This is a genomic window from Levilactobacillus brevis (assembly GCA_021383565.1).
Classification (GTDB): Bacteria; Bacillota; Bacilli; order Lactobacillales; family Lactobacillaceae; genus Levilactobacillus; species Levilactobacillus brevis_B.
In genome coordinates this window covers 609,193-625,480 of sequence record CP079699.1, presented here as the reverse complement: position 1 = coordinate 625,480, position 16,288 = coordinate 609,193, and the positions used below count along the sequence as shown (strand labels likewise).

Genomic DNA, 16,288 nt, shown 5'->3' with positions numbered 1-16,288 from the left:
CGCCATCCTTTACTTATTATCACTTGCTAATGAACTGGTCTTATCTTGATGCTGTGCGTAAGTCTGGGAGAAGTAAACCTTCCCCGTCTTGGTGTTCGCGATGAAGTAGTAATACCCCTTCTTCTGATCCTTCGGGTGTAAGACCGCATTAACGGACGAGACACTCGGGTTATCAAATGGTCCAGGACCGTACCCCGTGTGAACGTACAAGTTGTACGGCGACTTAACCTTCAGATCCTTGTAGGTCAGCGTCTTCTTGTTCGTCTTCAACGCGTACTGGACGGAAATGTCGGATTGCAGTGCCATCCCCGCATCAATACGGTTCAAGAAGACCCCGGCAATCTTATCCCGGTCCGTTTGCGATACCCCTTCACGTTCAACCAGGGACGCTAACGTCATGACCTCTTGCACGCTACGCTTCTGCTTCTTGATGGTACTGTAGCTATTCTGCAAGTTCTGGTTGGTCTTGGCCACCATCTGCGTCACGATATCTTTCAGGGTCATCTTCTTCCCCGCTTGATACGTGGCTGGGGCCAAGTAACCCTCTAATCGATACCGAACGTGCTTGGCGTCCTTCGCCGAACTGAGGAGTTGCGGATACTTCTTAGCTAATTGGTCAAAGAAAGTCTGATCTTTCATCAAGTTGAGGAATTCAGTCTTGGTAAAGTCCGTCTGGATGGGAATCTCGGCGGCTAACTGATCGACCGTCTCGCCCTCACGGACCAACAACTTTCCGGCCGTACTTTGGATCGGTTCCGCCGACCCACCCTTCTGCAGTTGCTTGGCAATCTGCTTCAGTGTCATGGACGGCTTTAACTGGTAATACCCCGCCTGAAAATTCGTGAACTTATTTGATTTCACGTAATAGTTGAAGACCATCCCGCTCTTCACAACTTTCTGATCCTGCAAGATCTGTCCGATCTTATTGGACGTTGCCCCGAGTGGCACGTGGACTTGAACCACGTTGTTATCCTTCGTATTCATCGGCTTGAGTGCCGTCTGGAAGTAATGATACCCGAAGATTCCGATCACCACCGCTAGCAAAACCAGCAGACTCACAACACCAATCATGATGCGTCGGCCAAACGATCGTTTTTTGCCCGAATCCTGCCTTGACGGTGTGGGCGTATTGCCATTATCCAACTTATTTCCTCCGTTCTATGCCATAGTCTTCTCTATTATACAGAAATTCCCGGAGCACGGAAACCTGAAAGCGCTACTTTGGCAAAATTGTAATAAATCAACGATTGACCCCCACGCGTCGAGGAGCACCGCTGGCCGTAAATCACCGCTTTAGCAAAGACGCGTTCGATTTCCAATTAAGAAATCAAGCGCGTCTCTTCACTTATTATTAACGAATCTGGGCGCCTAAGTCGTCTTCCAGACGCTTAGAAACCTTGTCAAACGCCTGGGTGACGGCATCGTCAACCAACGTTTCATGTTTATCTTGGTAAGTCAACGTGTAGGCCAAGGACTTCTTGCCCTTCGGTACCTTCACGCCGTCGTAAACGTCAAACAGCTTGACGGATTGTAAGAATGCCCCGCCACGTCGTTCGATTAGCGCGACCACTTGGTCGTTCGTGATATCGTCATCTACCAGCATCGCAATATCCCGCGTGATGGCTGGGTAACGAGAGATCACGTCGTATTGGTTCTCTTGCTTGGGCATGTCAATGATGGCCTGCAAGTTCAGTTCAAAGACGTATGTGGCCGCAATCTTGAACTGCTTAGCAATCAACGGGTGAATTTGACCCAAGAAGCCAATCCGGTGACCGTGAACCAAGACGTCTGCAGTCCGACCCGGATGCATTTCCGGCATGTCGGCGTTTGGCACGTAGGTAACCTCACCATTAACCGCCATGTCCTTCAAGTAGGCCGCGACGATCCCCTTCATTTGATAGAAATCGACCGCCTTAGCTGGTTGATTCCAAGCTTCAGGCATCAGTGTTCCGGTAATGGCACCGGCGATATGTTCCTCTTCGCTTGGTCGTTCGTTGCCATCCTCACGGTAGAAGACCCGGCCCTGTTCGTAGAGTGCCACGTCCTTGACCTTCCGTGCGGAGTTGTAGGCAATGTCGTCCAACAAACCAGAGATCACGTTCATCCGTAAGACAGCGTGATCCACCGTCATTGGCCAAGCCAAGTGCGTCGGTTCGCTAGCCTTCATCATGAACATCTGCGCCTTGGCCTCGGTCGTCAACGCGTAAGAGATGGCCTGGTTCAAGCCCAACCCTTCCAGTGAATGCCGCGTAGCACGCATCAGACGTTGCTTGTCGGTCAACGTCCCCATGGTCATCCGACCGGTTGGCAACGTGGCTGGAAGTTGGTCATAACCGTAGATCCGGGCAATTTCTTCCAATAGATCAGCTGGAATGTGAATGTCATTACGCCGAACGGCCACCGTGACCGTTAACGTATCGCCGCTCACTGCGACCGTGAAGCCCAGGCTCTCCAAGATGTGGGAGACTTGGTCCATGGTCAAATCCGTCCCGAGAATCGCATTGACGTGGGTCAACGTGATGTCGATCACGGCGGGTTCGGGGATATGGTCACTGCCCACTACCGTGCCAGTTTGGACCTCACCAGCGGCCAATTCATTCATCATTTGGGCCGCTGCATCCAAGGCCTCCTGAACACCGGCCTGGTTAACGCCTCGTTCGAAGCGTTGGGAAGCGTCCGTATGCAGGTTGTGTCGTTGAGCCGCCTTACGGATGTGGTCGTGTTCAAAGACAGCAGATTCGATAGCAACCGTAGTTGTGCCGTCCTGAATGGACGTGCTCAGACCACCCATAACGCCGGCTAAGGCGATTGGCGCCTTTTCGTCGGCGATCACGATGTCATTTTCATCGAGATCATGGTCATTTTCGTCCAAGGTCGTCAGCTTCTCGCCCGCCTTGGCCGTCCGGACGTAAACGTCTTCGCCGGCAAACTTGTCATAGTCAAAGGCGTGTAATGGTTGACCGTACTTCAACATGATGTAGTTGGTAATATCTACCACGTTGTTGATTGGGCGTAAACCGGCGTTCCACAAGCGAATCTGAAGCCACATTGGACTTGGGGCCAGCTTGACGTTTTTGACTAACCGCATCCGGTATTGTGGGGAGAGTTGGTCATCCACGTGCACGGCCAATTGGTCCTGAATATCGGCACCCGCTTCCTTAACATCAGGATGATCTAACTTAACGGGTTGGTCATAAATTGCGGCCAGGTCATGCAGCGTCCCGTAGAGGCTTAACATGTCTCCCCGGTTGGGCGTCACGTCCAAGTCAATCAGGCTGTCGTTCATGCCTAAATAGTCGTAAACCGCATCGCCCGGCTTGGCATCAGCGGGTAAGACGTAGATGCCATCGACATACTTCTTCGGCACAACATCTTCGCTAAAACCAATTTCTTGAAGCGCACAGATCATCCCGGCAGAAGGGACCCCGCGCATCTTGGACTTCTTAATCTTGACGTTGTCTGCGATCCGGGAACCTGGTAAGGCCACGATGACGTTTTGACCGGCCGCCACGTTCGGTGCACCACACACGATCTGTAAGGGATCGTCTTCACCCACATCAACTTGGCAGATGTGAAGATGATCGGAGTCCGGATGAGCGACCATGGAAAGGACGTGACCAACCACGATCTTCTTGAGGCCGTCGCTTGGCGTGGTAACGCCATCGACTTCCACGGAAGTCCGTTCGATTTTTTCCGCCAGGTCAGCGGGTTTTACGTTTAAGTCTAAATATTCTTTAATCCAATTGTATGAAATCTTCATGGTTGGCGATTATCCTTTCTTTGTAAATTGGGTGAGGAACCGAACATCATTTAAGTAGAAGTTCCGGATATCATCGACACCATACTTCAACATGGCAAAGCGATCGGGACCAACCCCAAAGGCAAAACCACCGTAAACGTCGGGATCAACGCCGGCCATCTTCAAGACGTTCGGGTGAACCATTCCGGCACCCAACACTTCGATCCAGCCGGTGTTCTTGCAGACCTTGCAGCCCTTACCGCCACAGTTAAAGCAGGTAATATCGGCTTCGACTGAAGGTTCGGTGAATGGGAAGTAGCTGGGGCGTAACCGCACATCGAATTTGTCACCGAACAATTCGTATGCCAGCACCTGCAGCGTCCCCTTTAAGTCGGCCATGGTGATGTGCTTGTCGATGACCAATCCTTCCACCTGATGGAATTGGTGGGAGTGGGTCGGATCATCGGTATCCCGCCGGTAAACGACACCGGGGGAAATCATCTTCAAGGGACCTTGGCTGAAGTCGTGCTTTTCCAGTGTCCGTGCCTGCATCGGTGAGGTTTGGGTCCGCATCAGAATTTCCTTGGTAATGTAGAACGTATCCTGCATGTCCCGGGCTGGGTGATTCTTTGGCAAGTTCATCATTTCAAAGTTGTACTTATCTTCTTCGACTTCGGGACCACTCAGAACTTGGTAGCCCATGCCCAAGAAGAGGTCTTCAATCTGATCCACAATCTGTTGGATCACGTGCGGTTCACCCTTGGCCACCGGCGTCCCGGGCAGAGTGACGTCCAACGTTTCCTTGGCTAATTGGGCGTTCAAGACGGCCTGTTCGAGTTCTTCCTTACGCTGCGCCAAGGCATTGGTCAGATCGTCACGGATCTCGTTGGCAAAAGCACCAACCTTAGGCCGTTCTTCGGCATCGAGGTCCCGCATCCCGCGTAAAACTTCGGTGATGGGCCCCTTCTTCCCTAACAACTGGACGCGCACTTGATTAACGTCTTTTAAGTCTGAAGATTTCTTGATATCTGCTAAACCGCGTTGCCGCAATTCGCTGAGTTTATCCTTTAACGACATACGTCATCCTCCATTTTCTCTACTTTTTCTACTTCCACTGGGTACCCTTGTCGCCGCTCAGGCCACAAAAAAAGGCTCCGTCCCCATAACTAGGGACGAAGCTTCGCGGTACCACCCTGATTCAGTCGGTCCCCGCAGGCACCAACCACACTCAGAAGTGATAACGGTCACTCACCGGAAAATCATTCATCGTGTGACCACGACTCCCGATTACAACTCAAGAACTGAATTCACCCAGTAATTTGAAGTTTGCTTCCAGTCTTGGCAAACTCTTCCTGACAAATTGCACCGGCTACTGCTTTTCTATCATCGTTTTTAAATTATTACATGTTATAGACTAGCCGACTTTTCACCGACTGTCAACTACTTCTGGTCCGCCTCAGTGGGGCATGACCACTTGTCCGACCACGCATGAACCGCGGCCATGACATCCTTGAACTCTTCACCCTTCGTCGTTAATTCGTATTCAATCAACGAATTATCTGGGAAAGTTCGGCGAACGATGACGCCGTTGACTTCTAGTTCCTTCAGTCGTTCGACCAAGACCCGGTCACTACAACGCGGAACCTTGCGGGCAAGATCTCTAAATCGTTGGGGCCCCTCATGCAGGAGCACGTCAATGATGAGACCATTCCACTTCTTTCCCAAGAATGAGAAGGTCTGTTCGAATCGTGGACAGAGCGAAAAATCAACGGTTTCCTCTGTCTTCTCTGATGACATCATTTGCATGGTAATTCTGGCCTCCCATCTAAGTTTCGACTGAAACTAGGCGTTAGGCGTAAGCTTTTCAACCCAGGCTTGAACGTGTTTACGCGTTGGTCCAAAGAATTCATGGATTGCTTCGTAATCGTCAACCAGAGACACAATGGCACTTTCCCGATATTTAGGCGTTGCCAGCGTGGCCCCCCACATGTGCTTCAAAATAATATCCTTTTCCATAGGGCTCAGATCGGTCAGCTTTTCAGCGTTTCGGAGCGCTACTCGTGGATGAATGAAGGCATGCGAGCCTAAGTTGAACTTCGTCGTGCGCCAATCATAATAGAATAGATCGTGTAACAAACCACCCCGTGCGGTGGCCCGGGTATTCAAGCCAAGTTTCTTTGCAATTAAATAACTGTTATAGGACACTGAAATAGAGTGTTCCAAACGGGTAGAATGGTGATGCTGGGTGTAATTCGCCAGGCGTTGAACCGGCTCCTTTTCCAACAAATCAGAAACTAAAGCGAGGTACTCGGGGTCATCACGCCAAGTAAGTTTGGTCATAGAATGCTTCCTTTTCATTTAGAATTATGATTTTTAGTCTTTCTCAATTACCCTATATCATACTTCCTTTTAAAGAAAAAGCAATGAAAATGTCCTGAAAGTCGGGCTGATTTACCGTTTCTTAACGTTCAGCCTACTAGCCGGAACATCACAATCCCCGCTGCAACAGCAACGTTGAGCGATTCTGCTTGTCCCTTAATGGGAATGTAAAGATTTTGTGTTGTCAGTTGTTGAAGGTCCGGGGCCATCCCGTTCCCTTCATTCCCCATCACAATAGCGCCGGCTTTCATGGCTGCAACGTCGCGGTAATCCTTGGCCTGAGGATCCAAGTTAGTCCCATAGACTGGCAATTGCCGTTGGGTAAATGCCGTAATCCAGTCGTGCAGGTCGCCTTCCACCAATTGAATGTGAAATTGACTCCCCTGCATGGACCGCAACACTTTGGGCAGGAAGCGACTCGCACTCCCCTGACCCAAGACAACCCCGGTTAGGCCAGCCGCATCGGCCGTCCGGACCATGGTCCCAATGTTACCGGGATCTTGTACCTGATCCAGAAATAACCAGCTCCCCGTGGCCGTGGTTGGATCGACACCAGTATCGTCCGGCATGGGAGCCGTCGCGAAGATGCCCTGCGGCGTGCTGGTATCGCCCAAGGTCTTGGCGATGCTATCCGTCAGTTCGAAGACATCGACATCGGCCGGAAAAGTCGCGGCGTGGGCGGCCAGTTGCTCAGCCGTCCCAATAATGGCGGTGAGGGGAACCTGTGCTTTTAAGGCTTCCTGCACCAGATGCCAGCCCTCCAGCAGATAGGATTGCGTCGCCTTTCGCCCCTTCTTTGAGGTTAAGGCCCGCCACTGCTTGACACGTTTATTTTGACCCGACGTTATTTTTTCTCTCACGTTAAAGCCCTCCACTTGATGTACACGCATTCGTTGATACTGTCATTATATATAGTAGATTTACGTTTTTTCGACGCCACCTGACGACCAAACGGCCGTCAGCAAAAGTCGTACGGTTAATTTTACCATATCACTAGGCAGCCGCGGCACTTCGCGTTATGATTAATCTAAATTTTCCAGCATAAGGGGGAACTTTTTGTGATCACGCAGCATCTCTTAGTCACGGGACAGGTTCAGGGCGTGGGTTTTCGCTGGTCTACGGCCCAATTGGCCCACCAACTCGGGGTCACCGGGACCGTGCAAAACCTGCCAACCGGCCAAGTCGCCATCGTCGCCAGTGGTACTGAGCAGCAGTTGGCTGACTTTGCTCGGCAAATTAAACAAGGCGTGACGCCCTGGGTCGTGGTTCGCGATCTTCAGGTTACGGCGGCCCGGACGCAACGATTTGTTGATTTTCGTATAATCACTAGATAATCATTTGAAAATCACCACCAAATCAAGTAATATGTTTGATGTTAGCGGCGTTTTCGTCGTTTGGGGGCGTGCGCGCTCTACGTTTTAAATACAAAGGGGTTCAAAATTAATATGAAAATCTCCAAGAAAGTCACGGTGACCGGTGCTTTAGCGGCCATGGCCCTCGTCTTGAGTGGCTGTGTGCAGACCAAGAACGGTAAACCGTACGGCTTCGTCTACGACTACTTGGCCGTTCCCGGACAACACGTCATGGACTGGCTCGCCCAGATCTTCGGCAACAGTTACGGCTGGGCCATTATCGTCCTGACGGTGATCGTCCGGATGGTCTTACTCCCAATCATGGTCAAGCAGATGCGGAGCGCCACCGTTCAACAAGAAAAGATTTCGATGGTGCGCCCACAGATGGCCGCCCTGCAAAAACGGCAAAAGGAAGCCAAGACGCCGGAAGAACAATCCGCTGCTGGCCAAGCCATGATGGCAATGTACAAGGAAAACGGTATCAGTATGACTGGTGGGATTGGTTGCTTACCATTGCTGATCCAGATGCCAATCTTTGCCGCCCTGTATGCGGCTATTCGCTACTCACCGGAACTGTCCAGTGCCGTCTTCCTGACGATTCCGTTAGGGAAATCTAGCTGGATTCTCGCCATTCTGTCCTTCCTCTCCTACCTGCTCCAAGCCTATCTCTCCATGTTGGGCATGCCGGAAGACCAGAAGAAACAGATGCGCATTACGTTGCTCCTCTCCCCAATAATGATTCTCTTCTTCACGTTGAGTTCACCAGCCGGTTTGGGGCTGTACTTCTTCGTCGGTGGTCTGTTCGCCTGTGTTCAGACGCTCATCATCAACTTCTACCGTCCTAAGATTCGGCGGGAAATTAAGGAAAAGATGAAGGACCGGCCAGCCCCCGTCGTTGAACCAGTGGTGTCTAAACCCGCCACACCAGCGGCCAAGGCCCAGGCCAGTGCCACGCAACAAAAGAAGAATCGTAACCGGAATGCCGGTAAGCAACAACGACATCATTAATGACCTATTGAATGACTAGTAAAAGTGCTCCCAATCACGAAGACTGGGAGCACTTTTTGTATGCAACGGACTCGGTTAGCCACGACCCCAAGTCCTTGCTACACCACTTATTGGCCATAGCAATCAGCATCCTTGTAACTAACAATGATCATCCCTAGCAAGGCCTACGACATCATCAAATTCTGCCGAACCCCACTCGGTACGTCGGCTTTGTCAACGGCCTCCCAGGTCTCCACGTTTTGTCCCTTCGTGGTGATCTTCAGGTAGTGATGAGGTTTCAGTATCCACTGCGACTCGAAGTGGAGTTTACGAGCCTCCCCACGTTGATTATAGGTCTGCATCTCGTAGACGTACTCGTGCTCACCACCCCCACCGATGTAGTGGCGGATAGGCTTTACCGTCGTCTCGGCATAAACGTCCTCCGTCTTGACCGCTGGGTTCACATTATCAATGGCCAATGCCAGTTCCGACCCATGATTCTTCGTCAGGTTGGGGGTAATCACCGCACCGGCAACTATCAAAACAAGTAAGCCACCACAAAGCAAGCCAAATTTCAGTAAAAATTTCATTTTAATATCCTCCCCATATCAGTTAGTTACTAGAGTAACTAACTAGTTATCTTAGAATACCGGATCCCCCTTAACCTGTCAACCATCAAAATAAAATAGTGCACAAAAATACCCCCACGGAACGGTTATCGTTCCACGGAGGTACGCGTTAAATTATTAAGATTTCGAATCCGTAGCAGAATCATCTTGATCAGATTTCGTCTGATCAGGTGAATCCTCTAGCAGTGCCGACTTAATCCCCGGAATCCCGGTATCGTTGGCCTCGGCCTGTGCGCGCTCCTTCTTTTCATTCAGAACCCGTGCAGCCTCATCCGACAAGATTGGGAGAGAAATTCGGAAGACTGATCCGTAACCCACCGCACTTTCGATGGTAATCTTGCCATGATAAGCCTCAATCAGCCGTTTAGCGATTGCCAAGCCCAGGCCATTACCACCCTTGGTCCGCGAACGGGCTTTATCCACGCGATAGAAGCGGTTAAAGACCCGGTCGCGGTTCTCTTGGGAGATTCCCTCACCGAAGTCTTGAACGGCCACCTCGATGTTCCTAGAGTCGCTCTCGAAGCTCAGGTGAATTTCCTTTCGAGTCTGCGTGTATTTCACCGCATTGTCTAGCAGGATAATCAGAATCTGCTCCAAGTGGTTCCGGTAAATCTGTACCTGAACCGGCCGGTGGACATCATCGTCCAGAATAAATACGAAGTCAGGATGAATCATCTTGAAATTGTCATAGACCTGTTGGACCACTTCACTGACGTTGGTCACCTCATTGGTATAGTTGACCTCGATCTGTTCGGCCCGCTGCAGGTCCAGCATTTCTTGAACCAGGCTCTTCATCCGCTTGGTCTCTTGTAGCGAGGCCTTAATGGATTCATCGAGCACCTCGGGGTCATCCTTCCCCCAGCGATCCAACATCTCCATGTGCCCCTGAATGATGGCTACCGGCGTCCGGAGTTCATGGGAGACATCTTCCACGAACTGTTGCTGCTGGTCCATGTAGCCCTGTGTCGTATCCAGCATCCCGTTGAAGAGATTACCCAGATCACTCAGCTCATCGGTATGGCGAATCTCCGGCACCCGTTTATCCGTCTGGGGATCGTCGCGGACGGCGTGAATGGTCTCTCGAATCGATTCAACCGGTCGTAAGAGAAACGAAGCCAGAATATAACTGAGGATAGCCACCGCCAACCCAGCGATGAGTCCGAGCACAATGGCGACCTGAAACAGCTTAACCTGCGTGGCGCGGTAATCCTTCAGATTATCGGTCACTTGGACGTAGCCCAGAAGCCGATCATTTTCCTTACTGTGGATTGGCATTCGGCCAACCAGATGCTTGCGCTCATTAAGCGTGGAAACGACGATATGTTGCTTGCCCACCGCCTTAAATTTCGCAGTGGTGTCGCCCGTAGAGAACAGTGCCCGCCCCTGCGGATTGTAGACCGTCACCGTTTGACTATCGCGAGCCAGGGTCGTCACCACGGCGTTGTTGTACGGCGCCCCCTGGTCAGAACCACTGGTTTCATCGGCCAAGACGTTGCGCGGACGTAACAACTGATCAACCTGACTATCCGTCAACGCGGCACTCTGATTGCTCAGGCGCTCCACCACGACGTTCAGTGAATCCGCGACGTGGGTCTTCTCCTGACGCATCAGAACCGTCATAAAGCTACTAAAAATTAAAAACACGATGGCCGCAAAGATAACCAGCACTCCGAAAGCCGTGGAAAGCGTCCACTCCCACTTTAAAGAGAAACGAAAGCCCCGCTTCTTTTGGGGTGTTTCTTCTGGCGACGCGTGGTCTTCAATGTTGATTGATTTCACGAACGCATCACGTACCCCGTGCCCCGTACCGTCTGAATATAACTCTTCTGGCCGGCCACATCAATTTTGTTCCGTAGGTAACGCACGTAGACATCGACCACGTTAGTTTCCACTTCGGATTCGTAACCCCAAACCTTGGTTAATAGAACATCCCGGGCCAAGACCACGTTGATGTTTTCCATCAAGGCCAGGAGTAATTCGTATTCCCGCTTAGTCAGGTTGATGACTTCATCGCCCCGGCGGACGATCCGATTTTCCTTTTCAATGGTGAGATCTTTAAATTTAACGGTCGTTTGTTTGGTATTCTTCTGTTCGCCTTCCAAGTGAATCCGCCGCAGCAAGGCCCGTACCCGTGCCAATAATTCTTCAATCGCAAATGGCTTCACGATGTAGTCGTCAGCCCCATGGTCTAACCCCGAAACCCGGTCGATCACGGAGTCACGGGCCGTCATCATGATAATCGGCGTACTCTTGACTTCCCGAACACGACGGGCCACTTCAATCCCGTTAAGTTCTGGCAACATAAGGTCCAGTAAAATAACGTCGAAGTCTTGGGATAGCGCTGCTTCCAGCCCCGTCCGACCGTTGAACTGCACGTTAGTCTCGTAACCTTCATGCTTCAATTCAAGCTCGACGAAGCGGGCAAGATTTTTTTCATCTTCAATAATTAAAATTCGACTCATTGCGCTTTAACTCCTCTGACTAATTAAATGCGTCCACTGCCAACCAAAACCATACCGGTAGCGGACGTCCGTTATTCATTTCAACATTTAATTTTATCATAGTTTCTCATAATTGTATGCGAAAACCACCAGTCGCTTCACATTTATCTATTTTTTACGATTATCTACCGGTCATTTTCAAAGCCGCCGTGTGTGACAACCGGTTGCATACAATGATCAGTCTTGCTTTTGAAAACCCTTTAAATTTTTTCTTTCACATTTGACCGTTTACTTAATAATCCAAGAAAGCGTTCATTGTCGGCTTTGAACAACGAATCACATATTAAGTTTTTCGTTTTTGTTCACATTTTCACTTGAAATTAGGTGAGTTTTTAGTATACTAGGCATTGTAGAAAAAAGAAAAGGGGTCTTTTAAAATGAAAGCTGCTGTTATTCGCGATTCAGTTGACGGTTACGTTGACATTAAAGATGTTACTTTACGTCCCATTACCCATGGTGAAGCCTTAGTTAAGATGGAATACTGTGGTCTCTGTCACACCGATTTACACGTTGCTGCCGGTGATTTCGGTAAGCAACCTGGTCGGATTATCGGCCATGAAGGTGTTGGTCGGGTTATCCAAGTTGCCGATGACGTTGACAACTTAAAGATTGGTGACCGGGTTTCTATCGCTTGGTTCTTCAAGGGCTGTGGCCACTGTGAATACTGCTTGACCGGCCGCGAAACGCTTTGCCGGAACGTTAAGAACTCTGGCTTCACTGTTGATGGTGCGATGGCTGAAGAATGTATCGTTGACGCCAACTACGCCGTTAAGGTGCCAGAAGGCTTGGACCCAATCGAAGCAACTTCCCTGACTTGTGCCGGTGTTACCATGTACAAGGCCCTGAAGACCGGTGAAACGAAGCCTGGCCAATGGGTTGAAGTTGTCGGTGCCGGTGGTTTAGGTAACTTGGCTATCCAATACGCCCACAACGTCTTCGGTGCCCACGTTATTGCCGTTGATGGTAACCCTGACAAGTTAGCCGCTGCTAAGAAAGACGGTGCTGAAATCTTAATCAACCGTCATGACGGTGACGTTGCTGAACAAATCCAAAAGAAGGTCGGCGGTGTGGATAACGCCCAAGTTACGGCCGTTACCAAGGATGCCTTCACGCAATCCGTTAACGCTTTGAAGCCAGATGGCAAATTAGTTGCCGTTGCCTTACCTCAAGGTGATATGGAATTAAACATTGCCAAGACTGTTCTGGATGGTATCTCAGTTCGTGGTTCCTTAGTTGGTACCCGTCAAGACTTAGCTGAAACCTTCCAATTCGGTGCTGAAGGCAAGGTTCACCCTATCGTTCAAACCCGTCGTCTTGACGAAGTGAACGATATCATCGACGAAATGAAAGCTAACAAGATTGTTGGCCGGATGGTTGTCGACTTCACCAAGTAATTCATTTCAAAAACTTCAATACTTCCAAAGAACCCCACGCTGCCGTGTAAGCGTGGGGTTTTGTTGTGGGGTGACATCAATTGCTTGTTCGAAGACTGAGCCCCCTGTATAAAAGGCGCCCCCTCTCAGACCACAGACGGTCTCAAACGCAGGTGATGTTGCTGACTCATTTAATGTCGACCCTTGCCAGCTGAGGATCGGAACGTGTTCGCGACCCTTCACCCCTTAGATCTGCGATTCGCAAATGGCCCTAGAAATCTTCTGATTTCTAGGGCCATTTTTATCGGCTCCTACCAAAAAAAGAGGATCAACCCCCATCGGAGTTGACCCTCTCTGAAAAATTTAGTGAGAAGAAATTACTTCTTCAATGGACTCCATGCCCACTTCGTAAATTCTTCAATATCATGACCTTCGTCACGCGTAACCTTGAAGTGCTTAGCTAAGATGTCATCCATCTTCTTGTCGAAGGCCTTTGCGGCAGCTTCGTCAATAACACCCTTAGCAACTAAGGTGTTCGCAGCATCCTTGGCTTGGTGGAACCGGTCTAATTCGGAGTATACACGCATGTCGTAAGCAGTCGTGATATCACCGTCTTCACGGTAACCATGAACGTGCAAGCCTAAGTGTTGACGTTCGTAGAAGAAGGATTCGATCAAGTCTTCGTAACCGTGGAAGCCAAACAGAACTGGCGTACCAGATTCGCCGAAGAGTGACGTGAATTCAGCATCGCTCAATGCACGTTCGTCGTTCAGAGGGCCGTTCTTCTTTTGAAGACGTTCCAATTCAACAACGTTAACGTAACGCATCTTAACGGCTGGGAAGGCGTCGTTGATCAGGCTAAGAGCAGCCAGAGTTTCGATGGTTGGTTCAACACCGGCAGAAGCAAAGACGATATCAGCATCTTCACCTTCAGCAACAGTGGAAGCCCAATCGATAGTCTTAAGACCCTTAGTAGCCAATTCTTCAGCTTCGTCGATGGAGAACCATTGTTGACGAGGTTGCTTAGAAGCAACGATATGATTCAACTTTTGACGGTCGTTGAAGGCACGGTTGAATACGGCCAAGAGCGTGTTCCCATCGGCTGGAAGGTACTGACGGATAAAGTCAGACTTCTTTTCAGACAAGTGGGTTAACATACCTGGATCTTGGTGGGTGTAACCGTTATGGTCTTGTTGGAATACAGTAGAAGTAGAAACCAGGTTCAATGATGGGTAATCATTACGCCATGGTTCTGCAGCCGCCTGACGGATCCACTTGAAGTGTTGCGTCGTCATTGAGTCGACAACCCGCAAGAATGATTCGTAAGACGTGAACACACCGGTACGACCAGTTAAGGTGTAACCTTCAAGCCAACCTTCAGCTTGGTGTTCTGATAATTGGGCATCCAAGATACGACCTTCAGGAGCTTCGTATTGGTCATTTGGTTCCTTGACCTTACTCATCCATTGACGGTTGGTAATCTTGAACATTTCCCAGAGACGGTTAGACATCGTTTCATCAGGTCCGAAGATCCGGAATGATGATGGGTTCTTCGTGGCAACGCCAGCAAAGAAGGTTGACAGAACGTTCATATCCATGTTCCGGTTACCATCTGGTAATTGGGTCCCACGGTTATCTTCGTTGATGTCGTTAGCGAAGTCCTTCCAGTTAGGTAAGTCAAGCATAGCTGGCTTTTCGCCGCGTGCACGACCACCGTTAGCAACTGGGTTGGCAGCCATCCGCTTGTCACCCTTAGGGGCAAAGTCAGCGACTTCTGCCTTCAATGAACCATCAGTGTTGAATAATTCGGCTGGCTTGTATGAGTTCATCCAAGCTTCGAATTCTGGTAATTCATCAAAGTTGTTTTGGCTCAAGCCAAGCGGAACTTGGTGAGCACGGAATGAGTTTTCAATTGGTTCGCCGGCTGGGTTCTTTTGAGGACCGCCCCAACCCTTTGGCAAACGTGCGATAACAACTGGCCAAGCGGCGATTTCACCGTCTTCGTACCGGCCGTTTTCACGGGCGTCTTTTTGAATTTGCTTGATGTCAGCGATAGCTTGGTCAAATAACTTAGCCGCCTTTTCGTGGTAAGTCATGTAATCATGGATATCGTCGTTTTCGAGGAAGCGAGGTGACCAGCCCAAACCTTCGAAGAACTTCGCGATCTTGTCATCGCTCATCCGAGAGAAGATCGTTGGGTTGGAAATCTTAAAGCCGTTTACGTCAAGGATAGGTAATACGGCACCATCGTTCTTAGGGTTCAAGAACTTGATGGAGTTCCATGCAGTCATAGCAGGACCAGTTTCAACTTCACCATCACCAACTACAGTAAATGCAATTTGGTCTGGGTTGTCTAAAACGGCACCAGTTGCATGGGAGAGAGAGTAACCAAGTTCCCCACCTTCGTGGAGTGAACCAGGCGTTTGCGCAGTCATGTGGGAACCAATCCCACCTGGGAATGAGAACCGCTTGTACAGACGAGCCATACCTTCAAGATCCTGCGTAATTTCAGGGTAATCTTCAGTGTAGGTACCGTCTAAGTACGCGTTCGTTACCATAACTTGGCCACCATGACCGGGACCACCGATATAGAACATGTTCAAGCCGTACTTGTTGATCAAACGGTTGGCATGGGCGTACAGGAACGTTTGTCCTGAGATCGTACCCCAGTGTCCGATAGGCTTAACCTTAACGTCTTCTTTTTTGATTGGTGTGTTCGTTACCGAGAACAATGGGTTGTCCTTCAGGAAGATCATACCACCGGAAAGATACGTTGTAGCACGCCACCAGGCGTCAACCTTTTCCAAGTATGACTTGGAATCGTAATCTACTGCCATGAATTTTACACTCCTTCGTTGAATAACATCCTTCTAAACAATTAACGTAAATCATTAGAGGTTAATTTTGTACTTCTTCATCATACTAAATTTACTCAAAAAGTCAACCTTTTTGTAAATTGATACGGTCCAATTCGCAAAATAATGATTTACACCATTAAAAATCTGGTGAAGATTCACTGTGAATTTAGCCATTTCATAAGCCTGAATCGAACAGAAAACGCTGTGGCTCCGCGGTTTTATGATCGCCGCGCCACGCCGTTTGACAAGTTCTTTGGTTTTTTCACAGTGCGTTGCCAAAAACTCATTTCTGGAAAGATTTTCGCGAAAAAAAGCGTTCTGCAAATTTTCTTAAAAAATCGTCATCTCCATTCGGGTACCGACATTAACCGACCGGACGAGGGGCCGGAACGCCTTTCCATTGACCAGTCTACCAAAGGAAAGGTAATTTCCCTACTGTTATGCTTCGCTTTTGGCAAACTCTTTTAATT

Annotated in this window: 14 protein-coding genes; 4 read left to right on the top strand and 10 right to left on the bottom strand. The window is 49.6% G+C overall.

Translation table 11 applies throughout. The annotated features are described in order from the left end of the window. Positions 1 to 9 precede the first annotated feature (9 nt). The 6 genes from mltG to KB236_02980 form a co-directional block, all read right to left on the bottom strand. Positions 10 to 1,143: an endolytic transglycosylase MltG gene (mltG, locus tag KB236_03005; GenBank protein ID UIF29722.1), complete on the bottom strand. Its 1,134-nt coding sequence runs from the start codon at positions 1,141 to 1,143 to the stop codon at positions 10 to 12. 208 nt (positions 1,144 to 1,351) lie between these two features. Continuing rightward, the gene (gene pheT, locus KB236_03000; GenBank protein UIF29721.1) at positions 1,352 to 3,760 is read right to left on the bottom strand and encodes a phenylalanine--tRNA ligase subunit beta; all 2,409 of its coding nucleotides are present in this window, start codon (positions 3,758 to 3,760) and stop codon (positions 1,352 to 1,354) included. Between the two features lie 9 nt (positions 3,761 to 3,769). After that, positions 3,770 to 4,816 carry a phenylalanine--tRNA ligase subunit alpha gene (gene pheS, locus KB236_02995; GenBank protein ID UIF29720.1) on the bottom strand — a complete coding sequence of 349 codons (1,047 nt, stop codon included), beginning with the start codon at positions 4,814 to 4,816 and terminating at the stop codon, positions 3,770 to 3,772. Between the two features lie 363 nt (positions 4,817 to 5,179). Then, complete coding sequence (locus KB236_02990) at positions 5,180 to 5,545, bottom strand: helix-turn-helix transcriptional regulator (protein UIF29719.1); 366 nt, start codon at positions 5,543 to 5,545, stop codon at positions 5,180 to 5,182. Between the two features lie 36 nt (positions 5,546 to 5,581). Next, positions 5,582 to 6,079, bottom strand: a complete 498-nt coding sequence (locus tag KB236_02985; protein UIF29718.1) for an HD domain-containing protein — start codon at positions 6,077 to 6,079, stop codon at positions 5,582 to 5,584. Between the two features lie 128 nt (positions 6,080 to 6,207). Next, positions 6,208 to 7,008, bottom strand: a complete 801-nt coding sequence (locus tag KB236_02980; GenBank protein ID UIF29717.1) for an RNA methyltransferase — start codon at positions 7,006 to 7,008, stop codon at positions 6,208 to 6,210. Positions 7,009 to 7,176: 168 nt separating this feature from the next. Between KB236_02980 and KB236_02975 the strand changes: the two genes are divergently transcribed. Both KB236_02975 and yidC read left to right on the top strand, forming a co-directional pair. Continuing rightward, entirely contained in the window at positions 7,177 to 7,452 is a 276-nt protein-coding gene (locus tag KB236_02975; GenBank protein UIF29716.1) for an acylphosphatase, read from the top strand. Positions 7,453 to 7,563: 111 nt separating this feature from the next. After that, a complete protein-coding gene (yidC, locus tag KB236_02970; protein ID UIF29715.1) occupies positions 7,564 to 8,478 on the top strand; it encodes a membrane protein insertase YidC in 915 nt (304 codons plus the stop codon). 164 nt (positions 8,479 to 8,642) lie between these two features. Here the strand turns inward: yidC and KB236_02965 are convergent, their stop codons facing one another. From KB236_02965 to KB236_02955, 3 genes are all read right to left on the bottom strand, one after another. Beyond that, positions 8,643 to 9,047, bottom strand: a complete 405-nt coding sequence (locus KB236_02965) for a YxeA family protein (GenBank protein UIF29714.1) — start codon at positions 9,045 to 9,047, stop codon at positions 8,643 to 8,645. A gap of 156 nt (positions 9,048 to 9,203) precedes the next feature. Beyond that, positions 9,204 to 10,865 carry a HAMP domain-containing histidine kinase gene (locus tag KB236_02960; protein ID UIF29713.1) on the bottom strand — a complete coding sequence of 554 codons (1,662 nt, stop codon included), beginning with the start codon at positions 10,863 to 10,865 and terminating at the stop codon, positions 9,204 to 9,206. Then, positions 10,862 to 11,548 carry a response regulator transcription factor gene (locus KB236_02955; protein ID UIF29712.1) on the bottom strand — a complete coding sequence of 229 codons (687 nt, stop codon included), beginning with the start codon at positions 11,546 to 11,548 and terminating at the stop codon, positions 10,862 to 10,864. Before KB236_02955 ends, KB236_02960 begins: the two co-directional genes overlap by 4 nt. A 416-nt stretch (positions 11,549 to 11,964) precedes the next feature. Between KB236_02955 and adhP the strand changes: the two genes are divergently transcribed. Continuing rightward, entirely contained in the window at positions 11,965 to 12,981 is a 1,017-nt protein-coding gene (adhP, locus tag KB236_02950; protein ID UIF29711.1) for an alcohol dehydrogenase AdhP, read from the top strand. Between the two features lie 356 nt (positions 12,982 to 13,337). Here the strand turns inward: adhP and KB236_02945 are convergent, their stop codons facing one another. Next, positions 13,338 to 15,797 carry a phosphoketolase family protein gene (locus KB236_02945; GenBank protein UIF29710.1) on the bottom strand — a complete coding sequence of 820 codons (2,460 nt, stop codon included), beginning with the start codon at positions 15,795 to 15,797 and terminating at the stop codon, positions 13,338 to 13,340. 144 nt (positions 15,798 to 15,941) lie between these two features. Between KB236_02945 and KB236_02940 the strand changes: the two genes are divergently transcribed. Then, positions 15,942 to 16,286: a hypothetical protein gene (locus KB236_02940; GenBank protein UIF29709.1), complete on the top strand. Its 345-nt coding sequence runs from the start codon at positions 15,942 to 15,944 to the stop codon at positions 16,284 to 16,286. Positions 16,287 to 16,288 lie beyond the last annotated feature (2 nt).